General features: G+C 63.3%; 20 protein-coding genes and 2 pseudogenes. 14 read left to right on the top strand and 8 right to left on the bottom strand.

Annotation, left to right across the window (positions count from 1 at the left end):
- The first annotated feature begins 271 nt into the window (after positions 1–271).
- From ACZ6R6_RS23390 to ACZ6R6_RS23375, 4 genes are read left to right on the top strand one after another with little or no spacing between them, the layout of a single operon-like run.
- Entirely contained in the window at positions 272–976 is a 705-nt protein-coding gene (locus ACZ6R6_RS23390) for a Crp/Fnr family transcriptional regulator (RefSeq protein ID WP_470096510.1), read from the top strand.
- Positions 977–1,033: 57 nt separating this feature from the next.
- Positions 1,034–1,792 (top strand): hypothetical protein, encoded by a 759-nt coding sequence (locus ACZ6R6_RS23385; RefSeq protein ID WP_470096508.1) that lies wholly within the window; start codon positions 1,034–1,036, stop codon positions 1,790–1,792.
- On the top strand, positions 1,789–3,879 hold the full coding sequence (locus tag ACZ6R6_RS23380; RefSeq protein WP_470096506.1) for a hypothetical protein: 2,091 nt from the start codon (positions 1,789–1,791) through the stop codon (positions 3,877–3,879). The genes ACZ6R6_RS23385 and ACZ6R6_RS23380 overlap by 4 nt, the downstream gene beginning before the upstream one ends.
- 4 nt (positions 3,880–3,883) lie before the next feature.
- The gene (locus tag ACZ6R6_RS23375) at positions 3,884–4,654 is read left to right on the top strand and encodes a hypothetical protein (protein WP_470096504.1); all 771 of its coding nucleotides are present in this window, start codon (positions 3,884–3,886) and stop codon (positions 4,652–4,654) included.
- A 107-nt stretch (positions 4,655–4,761) separates the two neighbouring features.
- Here the strand turns inward: ACZ6R6_RS23375 and ACZ6R6_RS23370 are convergent, their stop codons facing one another.
- Together ACZ6R6_RS23370 and ACZ6R6_RS23365 are read right to left on the bottom strand one after the other, a co-directional pair.
- Positions 4,762–4,995, bottom strand: coding sequence for a hypothetical protein (locus ACZ6R6_RS23370; RefSeq protein ID WP_470096502.1), 234 nt, complete (start codon positions 4,993–4,995; stop codon positions 4,762–4,764).
- Positions 4,996–5,077: 82 nt separating this feature from the next.
- Complete coding sequence (locus ACZ6R6_RS23365; protein WP_470096500.1) at positions 5,078–5,947, bottom strand: 4Fe-4S domain-containing protein; 870 nt, start codon at positions 5,945–5,947, stop codon at positions 5,078–5,080.
- 128 nt (positions 5,948–6,075) lie between these two features.
- Between ACZ6R6_RS23365 and ACZ6R6_RS23360 the strand changes: the two genes are divergently transcribed.
- Together ACZ6R6_RS23360 and ACZ6R6_RS23355 are read left to right on the top strand one after the other, a co-directional pair.
- Positions 6,076–6,549 (top strand): MarR family winged helix-turn-helix transcriptional regulator, encoded by a 474-nt coding sequence (locus tag ACZ6R6_RS23360; RefSeq protein WP_470096498.1) that lies wholly within the window; start codon positions 6,076–6,078, stop codon positions 6,547–6,549.
- A gap of 51 nt (positions 6,550–6,600) precedes the next feature.
- A pseudogene (locus ACZ6R6_RS23355) lies at positions 6,601–6,960 on the top strand (IS982 family transposase); the annotation flags it as partial.
- A gap of 41 nt (positions 6,961–7,001) precedes the next feature.
- On the opposite strand, the gene ACZ6R6_RS23350 reads toward ACZ6R6_RS23355, so the two are convergent.
- Together ACZ6R6_RS23350 and ACZ6R6_RS23345 are read right to left on the bottom strand one after the other, a co-directional pair.
- Complete coding sequence (locus tag ACZ6R6_RS23350; protein WP_470096496.1) at positions 7,002–7,304, bottom strand: integrase core domain-containing protein; 303 nt, start codon at positions 7,302–7,304, stop codon at positions 7,002–7,004.
- Positions 7,298–7,471, bottom strand: coding sequence for an IS3 family transposase (locus ACZ6R6_RS23345; RefSeq protein WP_470096587.1), 174 nt, complete (start codon positions 7,469–7,471; stop codon positions 7,298–7,300). Before ACZ6R6_RS23345 ends, ACZ6R6_RS23350 begins: the two co-directional genes overlap by 7 nt.
- Positions 7,472–7,659: 188 nt before the next feature.
- Between ACZ6R6_RS23345 and ACZ6R6_RS23340 the strand changes: the two genes are divergently transcribed.
- Positions 7,660–7,839 carry a hypothetical protein gene (locus tag ACZ6R6_RS23340; protein ID WP_470096494.1) on the top strand — a complete coding sequence of 60 codons (180 nt, stop codon included), beginning with the start codon at positions 7,660–7,662 and terminating at the stop codon, positions 7,837–7,839.
- 419 nt (positions 7,840–8,258) lie between these two features.
- Here ACZ6R6_RS23340 and ACZ6R6_RS23335 read toward each other — a convergent pair whose 3' ends face one another.
- Together ACZ6R6_RS23335 and ACZ6R6_RS23330 are read right to left on the bottom strand one after the other, a co-directional pair.
- Entirely contained in the window at positions 8,259–9,635 is a 1,377-nt protein-coding gene (locus ACZ6R6_RS23335) for a pentapeptide repeat-containing protein (RefSeq protein WP_470096492.1), read from the bottom strand.
- Positions 9,636–9,721: 86 nt separating this feature from the next.
- Positions 9,722–9,913, bottom strand: a pseudogene (locus ACZ6R6_RS23330) (IS5/IS1182 family transposase); the annotation flags it as partial.
- Positions 9,914–10,025: 112 nt separating this feature from the next.
- On the opposite strand from ACZ6R6_RS23330, the gene ACZ6R6_RS23325 reads away from it, so the two are divergent.
- The gene (locus ACZ6R6_RS23325) at positions 10,026–11,126 is read left to right on the top strand and encodes an MrcB family domain-containing protein (protein WP_470096490.1); all 1,101 of its coding nucleotides are present in this window, start codon (positions 10,026–10,028) and stop codon (positions 11,124–11,126) included.
- Positions 11,127–11,637: 511 nt separating this feature from the next.
- Here the strand turns inward: ACZ6R6_RS23325 and ACZ6R6_RS23320 are convergent.
- A complete protein-coding gene (locus ACZ6R6_RS23320) occupies positions 11,638–11,901 on the bottom strand; it encodes a hypothetical protein (RefSeq protein WP_470096488.1) in 264 nt (87 codons plus the stop codon).
- Between the two features lie 331 nt (positions 11,902–12,232).
- Between ACZ6R6_RS23320 and ACZ6R6_RS23315 the strand changes: the two genes are divergently transcribed.
- Both ACZ6R6_RS23315 and ACZ6R6_RS23310 read left to right on the top strand, forming a co-directional pair.
- A complete protein-coding gene (locus tag ACZ6R6_RS23315; protein WP_470096486.1) occupies positions 12,233–13,597 on the top strand; it encodes a helix-turn-helix domain-containing protein in 1,365 nt (454 codons plus the stop codon).
- Positions 13,598–13,688: 91 nt separating this feature from the next.
- Positions 13,689–14,735, top strand: a complete 1,047-nt coding sequence (locus ACZ6R6_RS23310) for a hypothetical protein (RefSeq protein WP_470096484.1) — start codon at positions 13,689–13,691, stop codon at positions 14,733–14,735.
- Positions 14,736–14,974: 239 nt separating this feature from the next.
- Here ACZ6R6_RS23310 and ACZ6R6_RS23305 read toward each other — a convergent pair whose 3' ends face one another.
- Positions 14,975–15,337, bottom strand: a complete 363-nt coding sequence (locus ACZ6R6_RS23305; protein WP_470096482.1) for a winged helix-turn-helix domain-containing protein — start codon at positions 15,335–15,337, stop codon at positions 14,975–14,977.
- Positions 15,338–15,489: 152 nt separating this feature from the next.
- On the opposite strand from ACZ6R6_RS23305, the gene ACZ6R6_RS23300 reads away from it, so the two are divergent.
- From ACZ6R6_RS23300 to ACZ6R6_RS23285, 4 genes are all read left to right on the top strand, one after another.
- The gene (locus ACZ6R6_RS23300) at positions 15,490–15,660 is read left to right on the top strand and encodes a hypothetical protein (RefSeq protein WP_470096480.1); all 171 of its coding nucleotides are present in this window, start codon (positions 15,490–15,492) and stop codon (positions 15,658–15,660) included.
- A 61-nt stretch (positions 15,661–15,721) separates the two neighbouring features.
- Complete coding sequence (locus ACZ6R6_RS23295) at positions 15,722–16,096, top strand: WhiB family transcriptional regulator (protein ID WP_470096478.1); 375 nt, start codon at positions 15,722–15,724, stop codon at positions 16,094–16,096.
- 188 nt (positions 16,097–16,284) lie between these two features.
- On the top strand, positions 16,285–16,488 hold the full coding sequence (locus tag ACZ6R6_RS23290; protein ID WP_470096477.1) for a hypothetical protein: 204 nt from the start codon (positions 16,285–16,287) through the stop codon (positions 16,486–16,488).
- Positions 16,485–16,928: a DUF3307 domain-containing protein gene (locus ACZ6R6_RS23285; RefSeq protein ID WP_470096474.1), complete on the top strand. Its 444-nt coding sequence runs from the start codon at positions 16,485–16,487 to the stop codon at positions 16,926–16,928. The genes ACZ6R6_RS23290 and ACZ6R6_RS23285 overlap by 4 nt, the downstream gene beginning before the upstream one ends.
- Positions 16,929–16,937 lie beyond the last annotated feature (9 nt).

Raw genomic sequence — 16,937 nt, 5'->3', positions numbered from 1 at the left:
GTTTAACAGTGCGCGCGTCTATCGATGGCACACGATGCATCCAGGACCGCTGAATGCCTTGCCTAGATCACACATGACCTCGGCAAGCTGTCCCTCGTCTTCCCGAGAAACCCCTCGATTGGTGTGCATGGGTGTGCCAGCTGTGAAATGGTCGCCGACCATGCAGATGCGGCCACGCAGGACTGCTGCGATCTCTCGATCATCGGTGAGCGGGCTTGCCTGGACAACCGGGCTGACATATGTGTGAGGCACCGATTGCTGGAGGACACCTGTGGCGCCCAACCGCTGGCCGGCCGGCACCTTTATGCACCGTCTGACGGACGACTTATGTTCAGAACTCCTCGAAATCGGCACCCTGCGCACGTTCCCTCCCGGGCACATCCTGATCAGCCAAGGAGATCGCGGCACATCGGTCTGGCTTCTATTGGACGCACTGGTCAAGGTCACCGGGATCGTTGAGAACGGCGTGGAGGCGACGCTGGCTATCCGGGTATCAGGCGACATCGTCGGCGATATGTCCGCCATGGATGGGTCGCCACGGTCGGCTACCGTGGCCACGTGTGGGCGCGCGGTCTGCCAGCAGATAAAGGGCCCCGTGTTCCGTTCTTTCGTGGCACGGCGACCGGCAGCAGCGCTGGCTCTGGCCCAAGTCGTCGCCGACCGGCTGCGGTGGGCTAATCAGCGACGGCTCGATTTCGCTGGATATGAGACGAAGATCTGCCTGGCACGCGTGCTAATTGCGCTGATCTCGCGGCACGGCCGAGCCACGGATGACGGTGTGAGCATTGGCGTACCGCTCACCAGGGCCGAATTAGGCATGCTGGTGGGGGCGAAGGAGATCACGGCACAGAAGGCGCTGCGTGAGCTGGCCGCGGAGGGACTCATCCTGCGGGGACACCGCGACGTGATTGTGAAGAACCCGGTCGAACTAACCAAGATCGCCGACCTTCCCTTACTCGCCAAGCCATATTTATAAGGCTTCATCCGCCTGGTCATGCCTCACCGTTGAGCCCACACGCTCATTGGAGATGACATGGCCATACACGACTACCGCGTCCTGCTCACCGCCGACATCGAGAACTACGGCAGTCGTACCGACGCCCAGCATCGAACCCTCCAGTCAGGCCTGATCACAGCGATCGACACAGCAGCAGACCGCGTCGGCCTGGACCGCCAGTCCTGGGAGGTTCAGATGGGAGGTGACTCTTTGACCGCTGTCCTTCCTGCCGAACCAGGCCCTTTCGTCACTATTCCTCTTCTCCTCGACCGGTTCTTGACCGAGATGGACTTGGCCATCGCGGTGCACAACAGCCAGCGCGCCGATCCCACCTGGGCGCGAATGAGGGTACGGCTGGCCGTACACGTCGGGCCGCTCTACTTGGGCGGCGCGGCGGGATGGCCGGGACAGCACGCCGTTCAACCCGCAAGATTGCGTGACTCGGCACCGATCCGGGCCGCTCTCGACACCTTCCGCGACGCCGACCTGGCGCTGATCATCTCTCGGGAGGTGTTCCGCGACTACGTGTCTCAAGGGCCGGGGCAGCCGAGGCCATCGGAGTTCCTGGAGGTGGCCGTGGCAGAGAAGAAGCAGGCGTACCAGGCGTACTTGTATGTTCCGCACTTCGATGTCCATGCCATGGAGATTCCCGCACCCTCGCCCTTCAGGGAGGAGGCGACACCGCCACCTCCATCAACAATCGGATCGATTAAAAATCGAGTGAAGGGGGGTGATGTCAACATTGCACAGCGAGATCTGAACGTCTCGTATGACCCGAAGCGGAGGAAGAAGTGAGCGACTCTCCGCCCGAAGAAGAAAACCCCGAGGTTCCGCACCCAGAAGACAAACATCTTCAGGACGCTCCTTCTGAGGAAGCGGCCAAAACTTCCGAGGAGCCGGAGCACGGAAAATCGGTCCGCGAAGAGATGACCGCGTCAGGACAGGAGTGGCTCGAACGCAGGCAGAGCCTGGATGACCTGTTCGCCGACGAGCGGCCCAGCGTCGGCACGCGCAATTTGATCGGACGCGTGACGAACCGCGTCAAGGATGGAAATGTCTGGCTGGCCCAGCGTGACATCCATATAGACCAGGGACGTCCACAACCGACCGAGACGATTCACGCCCTATCGGACGGCGAAATCGAGGATCTGCGGCGAACACTGGTACCAACTCAGTCGCAGGCGGAAACACGCAAGCTGCTCGATGGCGAATGCCTGGTCCTGCTCGGCGGCGCAACGGAGACCGGAAAGGCGACCACGGCCCTGGCGGCGATGCTCGACTGGGGCGGCAGGGCAAACTGGATCATCCCGCATGGGGCAAGCATGCCGAATCCGCGTGACTGGAAACTGGAGGCAGGCCAGAGCTACTTGCTGGACCTCGTGGACACCCCCGACTGCGTGGACAGAGTGACCACGAATCTCAAGCGTGCCGGCGTCAACGCTGAGAGCAGGGTGATAGTCCTCGTGCCCGAGCACACCAGATCCTCCGTCGCGCCGGTGATCGACCACGATCCGCCGCCGAATGGCAGAGTCTTCGCAAAGCATCTGTCCGCCCAGGCATCAGGTATACGCCTTGCTCCGGACGACCAGCGACTCCTCGACGAGGAGTTACGCGCGTACTCCGCACCCTGGCAGGTCGTCGATCTGGCTAAGCAGGTGGCCGCCACGATACAGTCCGGCACCCCCATCGACGTCATGCTGAATAGGCGATTCCATCGAATGCGGGCGAAGGTGGGCAACGATCTCGATAAGCGCCGGCCGATCCTGGGGCGCTGCTTCATGACGAGCATCGCCGTACTCCACGGACTACCCGAGGCAGAAGTCTCTGGTGCGGCGCTAGCCCTGGCCGAGCGGCTCGATGAGAAATGGCGTCGTGATAGGTCACCGAGACCGGTCCAGCTATGGGAAGGACTGCCTCTTTGGCTCAGTTATGCGGATGCCGAGGCCACACCCGCAGGGCCTGGGGGTGGGCGAATCATGAAGTTGAGGCGCCCAAAGCTGGCGGCAGTCATGCTTCGCGTCATCTGGGAGGATCAGCCGACCATCCGTGACTCCCTCATCGACTGGCTGCTCTGGCTCGGCGACGAGGGCTCCTGGCTCACAAGGATCAAGGTCGGACACGCAGTCGGGAAGCTAGCAACCTTTGACTTCGACACCGTGGACAAACGGTTCCTGCAGGTATGGAGTCGTTCCCAACGCGCGCGCGATCACCAGCTCGCGGCCCTGGCCCTTGAGGCCGCCGCCGAAGACCCGTCTCTGACACGTCGCATTCACCTCCATCTCCGCTCGATGATCGGCGGAAGGGAAGCAGAGAAGGCAATCGCGATCCGCGCCTACGCTTCATCGGTCGGTCTGTCTGCACCCGACCAAGCACTCGCTGCGTTCAGAAGTCTGGTACTCACCCAGGGCGTCAAGTTTCACCAGGACGTAGCCCAGTCCATCGCTTACCTGTACCGCACCGATACGGCTCACACCATCTTGAACCACCTCGCCAACTGGGTCAGAGACGGAGGACCGGCTGGCCGTCGCAGCGCCGCCCTTGCCTTCGTACGGCTAGCCGCACCAGTCATCCCAACCCTGGAACGGCCGGAGCTGAGCCAGCTTGATTCTCATCCCTCACTGGTGACGCTCTGGCGTAACGCGCTCAGTCAGGAGGAAGGAGAGCGTCTAATCGTGCCAGAGTCCTGGGATCTGCTGCTGAGCGAGTGGCTGCGGCACTACGACAAGCGATCCGCCGTGCGGGAGATTACAGACAAGATCTTCAGCCTAAGCGACGGGTGGAACACCAAACGAGCACTGCTCTACCTACGGCTTTGGCGTTACCAGGGTGAGATCTCTGCCGAGCTTTACCACCACCTGCGCCCACTCGTTCACAGGAGCTGATCTCATGCGCAAATGGCTGGAACCAATGCTTTACCACGCCTACCAGAATGAGCCCGAGGCCGCGCCGCCAACGAACATCGAGCCATTCACATTCGACTCGCCCGCCAAGGGCGACGCCTATGACTTCTCCGTCACGCTACACCGGACCGCGAGATCGGCTGCGAGACAGGCCCGCACCGTTCTCAATGATGAAACGCCTGAGATCGAGGCAGTTCTTCAGCGGGCCTTTGAAGAGGTCCGGTCGATCACTCGCCAGTTCGAGATCACTGAGGCGGGCGCGGCGGAGCTCGCGACTAACCAACGACTCGCCTCGGTGGCAAGTGCAATGACCGGGAGCTACCGGTGGACAGTCAGAGCTGAGGTGAACGTTTCTGAGGAGGTAAGGCAGATCAACCGGGAAGCCTACAGGAAACAGCACGCCATACAGTCCGAAGCTGCCGCAGCGCTACTCCATATCGAGAGCACTGACAGGGTCAGACTAAAATGGCAAGAATTCCTCGCTGCCGTCGAAGGAAGCGACAGGGTGGTGCATGCGATTCAACTTGCTGCCGATCGCACGCAGTTGCCGCAGATCATCAGAGGTTTTGTCGAGCAGCGGGAACAAGGCGCGCAAGAACTGCTCAGCACCGTCGACAGGATCATGCAGAATTACCAGGCGCTAGACATGCTCGACTTCGTCGCCAGCAACGAGACAGTTCTGCGTAGGACCCTAGAGCTTCTCGGCCTTCCCGTTCCATCGCTTCAGGACGAAACCATGTTGGTAGGCGAGGCGTGACCCGCCTGTCAGAGGACTAGATGATTGCTTCCAAGGCGTGGGCTGCGTGGGCTTGAACCCGACGTAACGGGAAGTTCTAGCGTTGCTGTTGCGCCGTCGGTGCGGTGTCAGCGTGTGTAGAGACCGTCGAGGCGGCCGCGGGCCAGGACCGAACCGATTACGGCGGCGAGCACCGCCCTGGGCTTGGCCGTGTCCAGCGTTGCGTCGCCTTTCGCCGAGGTGATAGCGGTGGACAGGGCGAACAGTTGGGCCCTGCCGACGTTGCGAGCGGCGGCTGGGGCCGCCGTGACGCGCAAGGCTGGTTTCCGCTCACCGTGCAGCACCATGGGGGACTGTCTCATCGGGCTCCGGCAGTACGCCAATATTGAGGAAGGGTGCTGTGGCCGATGCCGTGCGGGCCTTGGTGCCGGTTGGGCCACTCCCTCACCAGCGGACGGCCGTGAAGTCGATCGGCCTGGGCCGTAGCAGTCGCGTGCGTTCGGCCAGCGCTCGCAGCCGCCGGGACATCTCGTCGACGGCCAGGCGTTGGCGGTCACCGTGGCCTGGCAGGATCCATTCGAATCGCAGCCGTCCGGCCGTCCTGGCCAAGGAGATGGCCAACTCCTCGATGGAGTACCAGGTCACGCTGTCCGCGACTTCCAGATCACCGGTGGTGCGCGACCAGTAGAAGCTGTCTCCGCTGAAGCAGTACCGGTCATCCGCGAGGTAGAGCACACTGCCCCGGGTGTGGCCGGGCAGTGGATGGGCGGTGACCCCCTCGCTGATCTCCAGAGGTTCCAGGCCCCGGATCACCCGGTCCGCGTCCGGTGCCGCGTCGAGGTCGCCCTCGTGGATCCACAGGTGAGCGCCGAAATGGTCCGCATAGCGGCGGCCGTGTGCGGCGTGGTCTCGGTGTGTGAGCAGCACATCGGTGACCAGACCTGATGCCGCGTAACGCTCGGCGAGTTCACGGCTCCAGCGCGGTGTGTCGATCATCATGACCGTGCCGGACGGACGCAGCAGCAGGTAGGAGTTGGCCCCGGCGGTGTGTCGGGAGTTGTGCCCGCACATCAGTACGCCGTTGTCCAAGGCCATCGGAAAAGGGTCGAGCGCCTGGTTCGGCGGCCCGGACGCCGGGTGGATCGAGCGTGTGGGGCAGGCGAAGGCGGCCGCGTGGAGGCGCCGTGTCTCCGCCTCATCGTTCGGCGGGCGCAGGATCTGCGACCTTCCGCCGACCTCGCCGATCAGGTCGGGCGCGAGCTGCCGGGCGGCATCGCAGTTGATGCAGCGGTCGTCCACGTACCAGCCGTCCACGGCGGGACTCCTTCCAAGGGGGACCCAGACCAGGGCCGCCGTTGCCTCTCCAAGTCGCAGAGGCAATGCATCGGATACAGTAACTGCATAGCTAAGTATCTCAATTGCGAAGATAAATGGAACCCCACATGCCCGTCAAACCACAGGACGACCAGAACGACGAACTGGCCAACCGGATCGTTGCCTCCATGACGGACCTCGCCGGAGCCCTGGGACGACTGAACGACCTGATCGCCCAACATCTCGGCATCGCACAGACCGATCTGCTCTGCCTGCACGTACTCAACCGCGCCGGAGCCTGCACCGCCGGCGCACTCAGCTCTCAGCTCGGGCGTACCACTGGCGCGGTCACGCACATGCTCGACCGTCTGGAGAAGGCGGGATACGTCCGGCGTAAACCCGACCCGCGGGACCGCCGCCGCGTACTCGTCGAAGCCTCGGCCCCAGGACTCGAACGGATCGCTTCGTTCTACGACGGGATCGACGCTCGCAGCCGCCGTTTGATGGCCACCTTCTCCGGAGACCAACTGGCGGCGATCCACACCTTCCTTCTCGGCAGTTACGAAAGTGCCGCCGAAGAGTGTGATCACCTGACTCGGTAACGAGGGCCCACCTCGCACCATGTTCCTTAGCCTGGGGGGACGGAGACATCGGTGAAGCCGGACCTCGACAGCTTGGCCACCGCACTGTACGTGAGATCCGACGACCTGCTGAAACAATCACCTCAGCTGGCACCCTGGCGCCCGTCGGTGGGCATCACACCGAAGCTCAGCGACGCGGAGCTGGTCACGCTGGCGGTGCCGCAGGCCTTGTTGGGCTTCACCTCCGAGCGGCGGTGGATCCGTCATGCCCGCGCTCACCTACGGAATCTGTTCCCGTACCTACCGATGGCTCCCGGCTACAACAAGCGGCTGCGCAAGGCGGCGGGCCTGCTCCAGCAGACCACACGGCTACTGGCGATCGACACCACGCTGTGGAGCGACGATGTCTGGGTGGTGGACTCCACCCCGGTGGTGAGCTTGCTCCGTTTTGGCGGACACCTTTGGTGTGGTGGTCAGGCCATATGCGCGGCCTCGTAGGCGGCGGGACTACGGTGACCGAGGCTGCTGTGTAACCGGTGCAGGTTGTACCAGCCCTCGATGAACTCGAAGATCGCGCTGCGGGCCGCGGCACGGCTGGGCCAGGGACGATCGCCGAGCAGTTCGCCCTTCAAGGTGGCGAGGAACGATTCGGCCAGGGCGTTGTCCCAGCACTGGCCGGTCCGGCCGACCGACAGCCGCACTCCGAGCCGGCCGGCCAACTCGGCGAAGGCGCCGCTGGTGTATCGGCAGCCGCGATCCGAATGAAAGATCACCATCGGTGACGGCCCTGCAATCCGGCCGCTCTCATCAGCCGCGCTACTGGGCGCCGGCCGCAGCTGGCCCCTTCTCGTTGCGAGACGGCGTGAATGCGCGGAGCGCCGTAGGTGCCGTGCGAGTGCCGATGGATCTCGGTGATGCGCTCAGCCAGGTGCCCATCACGCACCGCACGAGGGCCAGATACGCCCGGACGACGGGCATGGAAGGCGGCTCGGGAGACCTCCAGCGGCTCACACGCCCGTTTGACGTTGTGTCCGCTCTGCTTTTCCGCCTCGTTGAAGGGATGCACCCTCACCGGGTCTCCGCGAAGAAAGCCGTCTCAGATTCAGACGATCAACGCAACGCTGCTGGTGGATGGGTGGATCGTGGCTCGGATGGGTCGAAGTCCTCGGCAACCTGGCCGATCGAACGGTCACCTCGCTGGCACAACTCGACGATCTCGGTCTTGAACTCGCGGGTGAACGAACGGCGAGGGCGCGGTTCTTCTCCCCCATGCTCTCCATCATGGACATCCTTCCGGGGACGAGCCCCTGATCTCGGATGTCCGTCAAACCGGATTAAGCCCAGTTCCGCGACCGGTGGCATACGGCTGCAACCGACTGCCTGCGGCTGCATGGGCCGTGCGGGCCGTACACATGCAGAAGACCAGGTCAGAGTGGAGATGACCTGGTCTTGGTGGCGCGCCCTGCAGGATTCGAACCTGCGACCGTCGGATTAGAAGTCAGGAGCGCAACAGGGTATGCCTCTGTCGCTCACCTGGGAGAACTCTCTAGGAGAGCCTCGGCGAACACAGATTTGCGCACATATTCGACATGATCAAGAATCAGATTTTTGTGAAGTGATTGTGATCACGGCTGCTCATGCGGCGGATCGCGCTACCTGGGCGAAGGTCATCACCTATTACTGGTTACTGGATGTCTCTTTGTTGGGGTACTCCATCATCGAGATGGCTTCTACGGAAGGTGTATCCCGGCAGGAAGCGGTGAGGGCAGTTCCGGGGGAACCGACCAATCTTTAGATTGAGTGAAGTCCACCACCGCTGGATCTACGACCTGCGCGCCACTCAACACGACTTTGCTGCCGGAGAACTTTGCGCCGGGGAAGGAGACTAGGCCGCCAGATAACTTTGCGTGCTTGAGTGAGATCTTGCCGCCGGAGAATTCCGCGTTAGGAAACGAAACCTCTCCGCCGGAGAACTCCGCACCACCGAATGAAACCGTGCTGCCGGAGAATTTTGCGCCGCCGAACGAGACTTTGCTGCTGGAGAACTCTGAGCCAGGAAAAGAAACTTGGCCGGCGGAGAACTCTGCGCCGGAGAAGGAGGCCTCGCTGCCGGAGAACTCTGCGTTGAGGAACAAGACCTCTCCGCCGGAGAACATCGTGCGGAGGAACAAGACCTCTCCGCCGGAGAACACCGTGCCTCCGAACCAGACCTTTCCACTGGAGAACACTGTGCCGAGGAATGAGACCTCGCTGCCCGAGAACTCGGCGTCGTCGAACGAGACCTGATCAGCGGAGAAGACCGCGCCATCGAACAAGATTTCACCGGAGGCGAACACCGCGCCGTTGAACTGAACTCTGCCGCCGGAAAATACTGCTCCGGAGAAATCTCCTCCGTCGAAGACGACTCCAGTGAAGTCGAATTCGTGGCCCTGCCAAGGAATCGCGGATTTGTCGCGAAGATGGGCGGTAATGATGCGGATGATGGTGTGTCGTACCTCACGCAGACCAGCGAAAGTCAAGCGCTCGGCCGGGTCGCCGGCTTCGCCGGGATTGGGTGCGTAGGGCATACGTAGGTAGGCGCACAGCACATCGATCACAGTCTGGCGCAGTTCTCGGGCAGGGGCGTCGTCGGCCAGGCCAGCGAGGGCATGCACGCCGGCCAAGCGCACTGCGGGTGAGTCGTGCCCGAGTTTGTCGCTGGCGGTGGAGAAGCGCTCGTTGAACAGCTTTGTGGCTTCACGTTGGTGGGCTTCGTCGGCCCGGCGCTCGGCGGCCTGCTGGCGGTGCTCGGCGGCTTCCGTGACTTTCTGCTTGCGGTAGGCGACGACCAGGGCAATGACGCCTCCGACACCTGCAGCCACAGCGAATGACAGTTTCAGCAGGTCAAGTAGGCGGGCGAGAGAGATGCCTTGCTGAGCGACTGGTGTGATACTGGGGAAGTCGAGAAGCCACAAGGCGCCGGTGAACAGGCCACCGCTGAGAAGGATGGAACCGGCCAAGGCAAGCGTGAGAACAGGACCGATGCGGGCGAGTCGGAGCCCTTCGCCGGAAGCGGGTACGAGGGCTTTCTCCGCTGAGGTGGGTGTCGGTTCATCTGTCTTTGCCACGAGTTCCATAATGGTGGAGACGAGCAGGACTTACGGTCCACTTCGGGAAGATGGTCCCTGCGATAGTGAGGTGCTCTCAACGACTTTTACGTCAGATAGCTGTGTTCGGAATGAGTGAGAGCGAGTGCGGCTTTGACGATGTCCCCGATTTTGCTGCCGTCGATGGTGATGTGTTGGAGGATGCGCCAGCGCGTGACCAGGAGGGTGAATCCTCGTTCGCCCAGGCAGCGTAGGGTGCGGAGCAGCATGTTGTAGGTGCGGGTGTCGATGTCAAGAACGTTGCCGTCGCTGGGCCGCTCGCTGACAGCCGTGTGAGAGGGGCACTCGCCTACGGATTAGTGCCCTCGAATGGCCAGCCGGATTGTCAGGCCGCATAGCTAGGCTGCTGGTGTGGATGAACTCTTGAGTGAGGTCCTCGACCTTCAGAAGGTCTGGCAGGCGGAGAACACGGATGACATGAAGCGCCGCGGCGTCATCATCCGACGGGAGATTCCCGACTGGTTGAGCGAGTTCCGGCATGAGATAGCACAGGCCATGGAAGTCCCCTCGGACACAGTGGGCATCCAGGGGCGCGATGCGACCGGACTCAAGACCGAGATCCCCTGGACTCGGATTTACGCACAGGACCGGTCCCCCAGCGCGACCACAGGGTGGTACATCACCTACCTCTTCAGCGCAACAGGCGACCGCGTCTACCTCACCCTGAACCAGGGCACCACCGTGTGGAACGGAGGAGAGTTCAAGCCTCGGAAACAAGAGGAGCTCAGGAGACGCGTGGACTGGGCCCGGCCGCTGATCGCCGCCCAAGCGGCAGCACGCGGCGACTTGGTCACGTCCATCCACCTCGGGGCACGCACCAAGCTGGGGCGGGGCTACGAACCCGGAAATGTCGTCGCCATGGAGTACCGGCGCGACGCGCTCCCGCGCCCTGAAGTCCTCAGAGAGGATCTGCTCTTCATGTGCGCGCTCCTGGGGACGCTCTACAAGGCGGAGAGCATCACCCCGTACATCCCCGGGGACACGGCGCCAGAGGTACTTGAAGCCACCCAGAGCGCCGCCAGAGTAGCTGGCCGGCGCACTACGCGCCGCTCAGGGCAGGGATTCCTTCTCACCGCTGATGAGCGTCGCGCCATCGAGATGCACAGCGTCCTTCGTGCGACGGAGTACTTCGAGGCCCGGGGTTGGAAGGTCAAGGACGTGGGGGCAAAGGAGTCCTATGACCTATACCTGACTCGGGACGACGAGAAGTTGCATGTCGAGGTCAAGGGGACGATCTCCGAGGGCACCCAGGTGATCCTGACGCGTTCGGAGGTTGAGCGACAGCGTGAGCTCGCGCCGCACAACGCACTCGTGGTCGTCCACTCGATCGAGCTCAACCGTAGTGTCCAGCCTGTGGTGGCCACTGGCGGCACGTTGCGCTGTACTTCGCCGTGGTTCATTGACGACGAGAGCCTGACCGTCGTGTCCTATATTCACCAGACTGGGATTTGAGGCGGTCGTCAGTCCTGCTCACTTGAGTCTGGGAATTTGCCTCATGGAAGTGCCCCTACCAGTTGCAAGTTGGCGGGGTGCTGTCTTACGCGAACGATGGAGAGGGGCTAACTCTTCTTGGCTCAGTTGTCGCTATTTGAAGGAAGCGGCATGAAACCAGCAGGGAAGATCCGAAGAGACCTCTCCGGGTCAGCGTGACCGCAGATTACACGTCAAGGTAGGGATCTACTCATGACCGGAGGTCCCCAAGTTCGAAGTTCGGCCTTATAGGGGCCGTACCCGTTGACAGTGTTGACGGGGTCGACAGATTCAGCCATTTCCGCAGCTCAGATCCACCTTTTAAGTGTCACTGGCTCCGTTGACAGGTGGTGACAGCGGTGACAGCTAGCTATAGCTCCAGGATGCTGTCAACGGCTGTCACCGTCTGTCAACGCCCGCCCATCCTCCTAAAAACGCGGGCTGACCTGTATGAATGTTCGGCTGTGTCAACACTGTCACGCTTGTCAACGGTTCAGGGAGCAATCCTCGGATCCTCCCCTTCTCGCCCCTCCCTGAAGCGGCTTGGAGAGTTTGCGCCATCGGCCCAGACCCGGACCATAGCCTTGTAGTGGCGAGAGACCTCGAACAGGTGCGCCAGCACCTCCGCCATCCGCCGCGGATCGTCGGCCGGCAGCTCTGCACTCCATATGCGTGTGTGCGGGTTCCAGGTGGCGACCTTGCCGATCATCTGGGTTTGAAAGGCAAAGTCCTCTTTTGAGAGCTCAGTGTTGGACACGATCGTGACTCTCAGCGTTGGAGCATCCACGGGGGAGTGGTCCGGGGCAGGAGGTGAGACGGTCATGTTCATCACGTTTGCACGGACGCCGGCTTGTGAGGAGAGCGTGCGGGATAGAACTCTTCACCACCTCAAAGACCGGAGAATAAAAGGCAGCATAATAAAGTATTTTAGGGCGTTCATCTCTGATCTTCGGCAGAGAGAAAATCGGTTTCGGCTGTGCTTCACGCCTCTCTTTGGCGATGATGCAAGCATGACTGGCGCGCACCCTGACTGGCTCGCTCACCGTGCATCCACAGAGGTGGAGCGGGCCTCACCGTCGCTAGGGGAGATGCTGAAGTCGTACCGGTCTACGAATGGACTCACGCAAGGAGAGCTTGCAGCCCGTCTCCTGATTGACCAGACATATGTCTCCAAGATTGAACGCGGTGTTCGAGCCATCAGGGACGTGGATTTCCTTGCGCGTGTCGCCGATCTGCTGGGCGTTCCGCTCAACGAGCTATATCCCGCGAATGGCCATCCTCCTCAAACGGGAGCGTCTCCCGATCCAGTGGCAGCCAGCCAACGCCGCTGGCTGGAGGGTCGCCGCTACCTCAACCGGAACCGTGCCGCCCTGGCTGCCACAGCGGTGGCCATGTACCCCAAGAACCTCCGGGTGCGTGATGTGCCGCTCATCGCCGGGAAGGGGTGGCTTCCCGATGAGCCCGTGCCATTGGCTGACATCACCCTCAAGTGGATCGACGGTCCCCAGTGGGTAGCGGTCGACGGCTCCGAGCCGGAGGCGTTCGCGGCCCGGCCGCTCCGTGCTCCCGGTTCCGCCTATGACCGGTACACCTCGGCTGTCCGTTACATAGACCCGCCCACCCTGTTCGAGAATCGGCCGAGTTACCGGCTGCTTGATCTGCATTGGTCGAACGGTCGGGGAGAGATGACGTTCGGCCTGGCCAACTACTTCGACAAGCTGGATGTCTCCGAGGCCGTCGGCCATGAGACCGCCGTCGCGATGATGAAAGGGCAAACGGGTCTGTCATGGGAGGACCTCCCCTTCCGGGCACTCATTGGCGACCCGTTCGGATTTCACCGCCGAGCGGTTATCCCGGCCATCACGACGCTGATGCTTCGCCGGCGCCGTACGCATGGCACGGCCACGTTCCTGCTCCACTGGCGAGACCCCGCCAAGGTGGCCACGGCGTCGGGGCTCTACGACGTGATCCCGGCGGGTGAGTTCCAGCCGTCCAGCATGGCCCCGTGGGACCTGTCGAACGACTTCGACCTGTGGCGCAACATCGTCCGTGAACTCAGTGAGGAACTACTCGGCACGCCCGAGCACGACGGCAGCCGGAGCGCGCCGATCGACTACGAGGCATGGCCGCTCTACCGCGCCCTGGAACGGGCGCGTGGCGAAGGGAAGGTGTCGGTCTACTGCCTGGGTGTGGCTCTGGACGCACTCACCCTGGCCACCACCATCATGACCGCCCTCGTGATTGATGACGACGTGTTTGATGACCTGCTGGCCGACGTGGTTACGGCGAACTCGGAAGGTGTCACTGTCTTCGGCGAGGCGGGACAGCAGCACGGCATCCCGTTCACCGATCAGAACGTCAACCGGCTGCTCAGATCGGAGCCGATGGCCTCCCCCGGTGCCGGATGCATCTCCATGGCGTGGAGATACCGGGCGCTTCTGCTGTCGTCGTAGGGTTCGGGGGTAGGCATCCACTCCTTGTTCTCGGGGGCCGTTGATGAGTGCGACCACGCAGCCGTACGACTCTCGTATGCCATGGCGGGAGGTGCGTCGCTACCTCAACGAGCACCGTCACCAACTGGCGCGGACCGCTGATCAGCTCTACCCGGATGTTCCTAAGGTGGGATCCACGCACCTGCTCACCCGCGAGACATGGACGCTGGCTCAACCCCTCGAACTCCAGCGCATCAGCTTGGAGTGGACCGACCAAGCTCCCTCGCCCGCTGTGACCGGCCGTGAGTCCGAGGCCGCGACCGCGCTCCCCGCGGGTATCCCCACCTACGCCGAAGCCATGGAGGCTATGGAACGGCCTGGCCTGTTCGAGAACCGGACCTGCTACCGGCTGTTGGATACGTCATGGCCCACGCTCAGTTTCACCCGGGGCCGCTACTTCGACGGGGTGAACGTCAGCGAAGCCGCTGCCCACGAGTTCGCCGCATCCCAAGTGCTCGACGGCACCGAACTGCCGTTCCGGTCGCTGGTGGCCGACCCCACCGACCTGGGACGCCGTGCCGCGTTGCCGGCCGTCTCAATGCTGACCCTGCGCCGCGACTGCCGTACCGGTGAGATGACGTTCGTGCTCCACTGGCGTGATCCCGCTCGGGTCGCGCATGGCGGGGGGCTTTACCAGGTCATGCCGGTCGGTGTGTTCCAGCCGTCTGAGGAGTCGCCGCGTGCCGAAGTAGCCGACTTCGACCTGTGGAAGTGCGTGGTCCGTGAATACGGTGAGGAGTTCCTTGGCCGCTCGGAGGTGTACGGCGACGCCTTCGACTACGAGGCATGGCCCCTCTACCGGCAGATGACGGACGCTCGCGAGAACGGACTACTGCGATCGTTCATGCTCGGGCTTGGAGTGGACCCTTTGACCTTCGCGACGGACTTCCTCGCTGTGACAGTGATCGACGCCGACGTCTTCGACGCACTGTTCGGTGACATCGTCGCTTCGAACGAAGAGGGCAAGGTCATCGGCATGCAGGGCATCCCCTTCGACGATGACTCGGTGAGCCGGTACGTCCACCACGAGCCGATGCAGGCAGCGGGGGCAGCCGTACTGGAACTGGCTTGGAAGCACCGCGAAGCCCTGGCGTCATAGCCATTTGACCAGGCGATATGACAGCCAGTCCTAACCCAGCGCTGCATAGGCCAAACTGTCCCAACTCAGGGGCCTGATCAGATGGAACTGTCTTTCTTGGCGGCTAGAGGCGGCCAGGAAGGGCAGGAAGAGATGGGACTGACGGAGGCGGAGCGGGCAGAGGCCGCGGCCATGCTCGGGGAACTATCCGAGCGGATGAGCAAGGTCGCGGCCCGGCTGCGAGATCTGGAAGCGGCGGTTCAGTCGGCGGGGGAGACCAAGCGCTCCACCGCGCTGAGCCGGCCTTCCAGGGAGTCGAGATGAGCCCGGACCGCGCGGAGCTCTGTCATCAGGGCCTTGAAATCGGCGGACTCTTCAGCGGCCCGGTTCTCCGGGAGTGGATCACAGACGAAGACGCCCTTGCCCTGGTGAGGGATGACGTAGCCCTCCACGCGGAGTTCCCGGACAGCGCTGCGAACCACGGTGATGGATACGCCGTAGTCCTTCATCAGCCTGTCGTAGGAAGGAAGCTGCTCGCCGGGACGGTACTTCCCCCGGTTGATGTCGGCTCGGAGGTCGTCAGCCACCTGCTTGTAAGCGAACTGACCTGACCATTCCGCCATCTGGCCCTCACCTTCCGCTCCAAAGCCCCTGCTGGGGCGCACCTCCATAGTCCATCACACACAAACAACCGAAGAAGTGCTTGACCAGTCTGAGTACTCAGTGCACTCTGAGACAGAGAGCGCAGAGTGACCTCATCGAAGGGATCAATCCAGTGCTACCTACTCCCAAGACCAGCCGTTTCCTGCCGTTCCTGCTCGTCGCTCTGGCGCTGTTCTTCATCGTCCGCCAGCCGGAGAAGGCCGCGAACGTCGCGACCGGCGCCATGAATGGCCTGATGACCGTGGCCGACGCGCTGCTCACCTTCGCCAGCGGTCTCGGCTGATCCCTACCGACCGGAGCGGCCCACGGGCCGCTCCTAACTCCAGACAAGGAGCACACCCATCATGACCCGTCCCTTGCGGACCGTCCCGCTCTCCCCCGCCGAGAACGGGGACACGATCCGTCCCGAGCATTACCGCCTGGCCCGGCTCGGGAGTGACGAGATCGCCGACCTGCGTAATGCGCTGATTGACGCAGCGCCGGCGTGCGAGACCACCGATGCGGAGCTGTTCACCGGCCCGGATGCCTTCACCGAGGAGCCCGAGCGGGACCGGCTGGTCCGTGAGGCGGAAGCCAAGGCCATCTGCGGCGGATGCCCGGCGCGTGCCGCGTGCCTGGCCTACTCCCTGGCCATCCGCCCGGAGGAGGGCGTGTGGGCCGGTCTGACCGCCTCCGAGGTCCTGAGCCTGGCCGCCGACGCTGACCGCGAGGTGGCGTGATGGCCCGCTTCCGCTGCTTCGACTGCGGTTCCCGCTCGTGCAACGCGATCGGGTGCCGCCGCTGCGGCATCACCGCCGGCCGTACCGCGCAGAGCTGCCCCGTCCACGGTGCCCGCTGCGTCCCGGCCTGCCGGACCTGCCGCCGTCTGGCCCGTTCCCACTCCGCCATCTGACCCGAGGTGACTTCCATGACCAACACGCGTAAGAACCTTCAAGAGGCCGCGCGCAAGGCCAAGTACAGCGCCGCCGAAGCATCTGCGATCGCCGACCTTGACCCGATCGCCGGAGCCTTGTCCTCCATGGACGCCGTCACCGCCCGGCGTGTGGCCGAACGGGACCAGCGGCACGCCGACGACTGCGTGCGCAAGCTCATCAAGGGTGACGCGCGATGAGCGCGACCTTCGCCGCCGTGTTCGCGGCCCTGTTCGCCGCCCACTCCGTGGGTGACCACTGGGTGCAGACCCACCACCAGGCGTGCGTCAAGGCCGCCCCCACCGCCGCCGGACGGCTGGCCTGCATCCGGCACGTGGCCACGCTCACCATCACCAAGGCCGCCGCCATTACCGCGCTCGCCCTGGTCACCGACCTGGCACTGTCCCCGCTGGCGTTGCTGGCCGGCCTGGCGGTGGACGCGCTCTCGCACTACTGGGCCGACCGGCGCACCACCCTCGCCCGCCTGGCCGACGCGCTCGGCAAGGGCGACTTCTACCGCCTCGGCCAGCCCCGCGAGGGCCGCGACGACGCCCCGCACCTGGGCACCGGCGCCTACGCCCTGGACCAGTCCTGGCACCTCGGCTTCCTGTTCATCACCGCCCTGATCATCGCCGCCTGACCAACACGG

Source organism: Streptosporangium sp. NPDC048886, from assembly GCF_055586905.1.
Note: the sequence above shows the minus strand (reverse complement) of the source record. Positions and strands in the feature narration are given on the sequence as shown.

Excerpts from the sequence above, each read along its gene's own strand:
- ACZ6R6_RS23305 (WP_470096482.1), bottom strand. The coding sequence starts at position 15,337 with ATGGCGGAATGGTCAGGTCAGTTCGCTTACAAGCAGGTGGCTGACGAC.
- ACZ6R6_RS23370 (WP_470096502.1), bottom strand. The coding sequence starts at position 4,995 with ATGAGACAGTCCCCCATGGTGCTGCACGGTGAGCGGAAACCAGCCTTG.
- ACZ6R6_RS23340 (WP_470096494.1), top strand. The coding sequence starts at position 7,660 with ATGGGTGGATCGTGGCTCGGATGGGTCGAAGTCCTCGGCAACCTGGCC.
- ACZ6R6_RS23285 (WP_470096474.1), top strand. The coding sequence starts at position 16,485 with ATGAGCGCGACCTTCGCCGCCGTGTTCGCGGCCCTGTTCGCCGCCCAC.
- ACZ6R6_RS23290 (WP_470096477.1), top strand. The coding sequence starts at position 16,285 with ATGACCAACACGCGTAAGAACCTTCAAGAGGCCGCGCGCAAGGCCAAG.
- ACZ6R6_RS23315 (WP_470096486.1), top strand. The coding sequence starts at position 12,233 with ATGCTGAAGTCGTACCGGTCTACGAATGGACTCACGCAAGGAGAGCTT.
- ACZ6R6_RS23385 (WP_470096508.1), top strand. The coding sequence starts at position 1,034 with ATGGCCATACACGACTACCGCGTCCTGCTCACCGCCGACATCGAGAAC.
- ACZ6R6_RS23350 (WP_470096496.1), bottom strand. The coding sequence starts at position 7,304 with ATGGTGATCTTTCATTCGGATCGCGGCTGCCGATACACCAGCGGCGCC.
- ACZ6R6_RS23360 (WP_470096498.1), top strand. The coding sequence starts at position 6,076 with ATGCCCGTCAAACCACAGGACGACCAGAACGACGAACTGGCCAACCGG.
- ACZ6R6_RS23295 (WP_470096478.1), top strand. The coding sequence starts at position 15,722 with ATGACCCGTCCCTTGCGGACCGTCCCGCTCTCCCCCGCCGAGAACGGG.
- ACZ6R6_RS23375 (WP_470096504.1), top strand. The coding sequence starts at position 3,884 with ATGCGCAAATGGCTGGAACCAATGCTTTACCACGCCTACCAGAATGAG.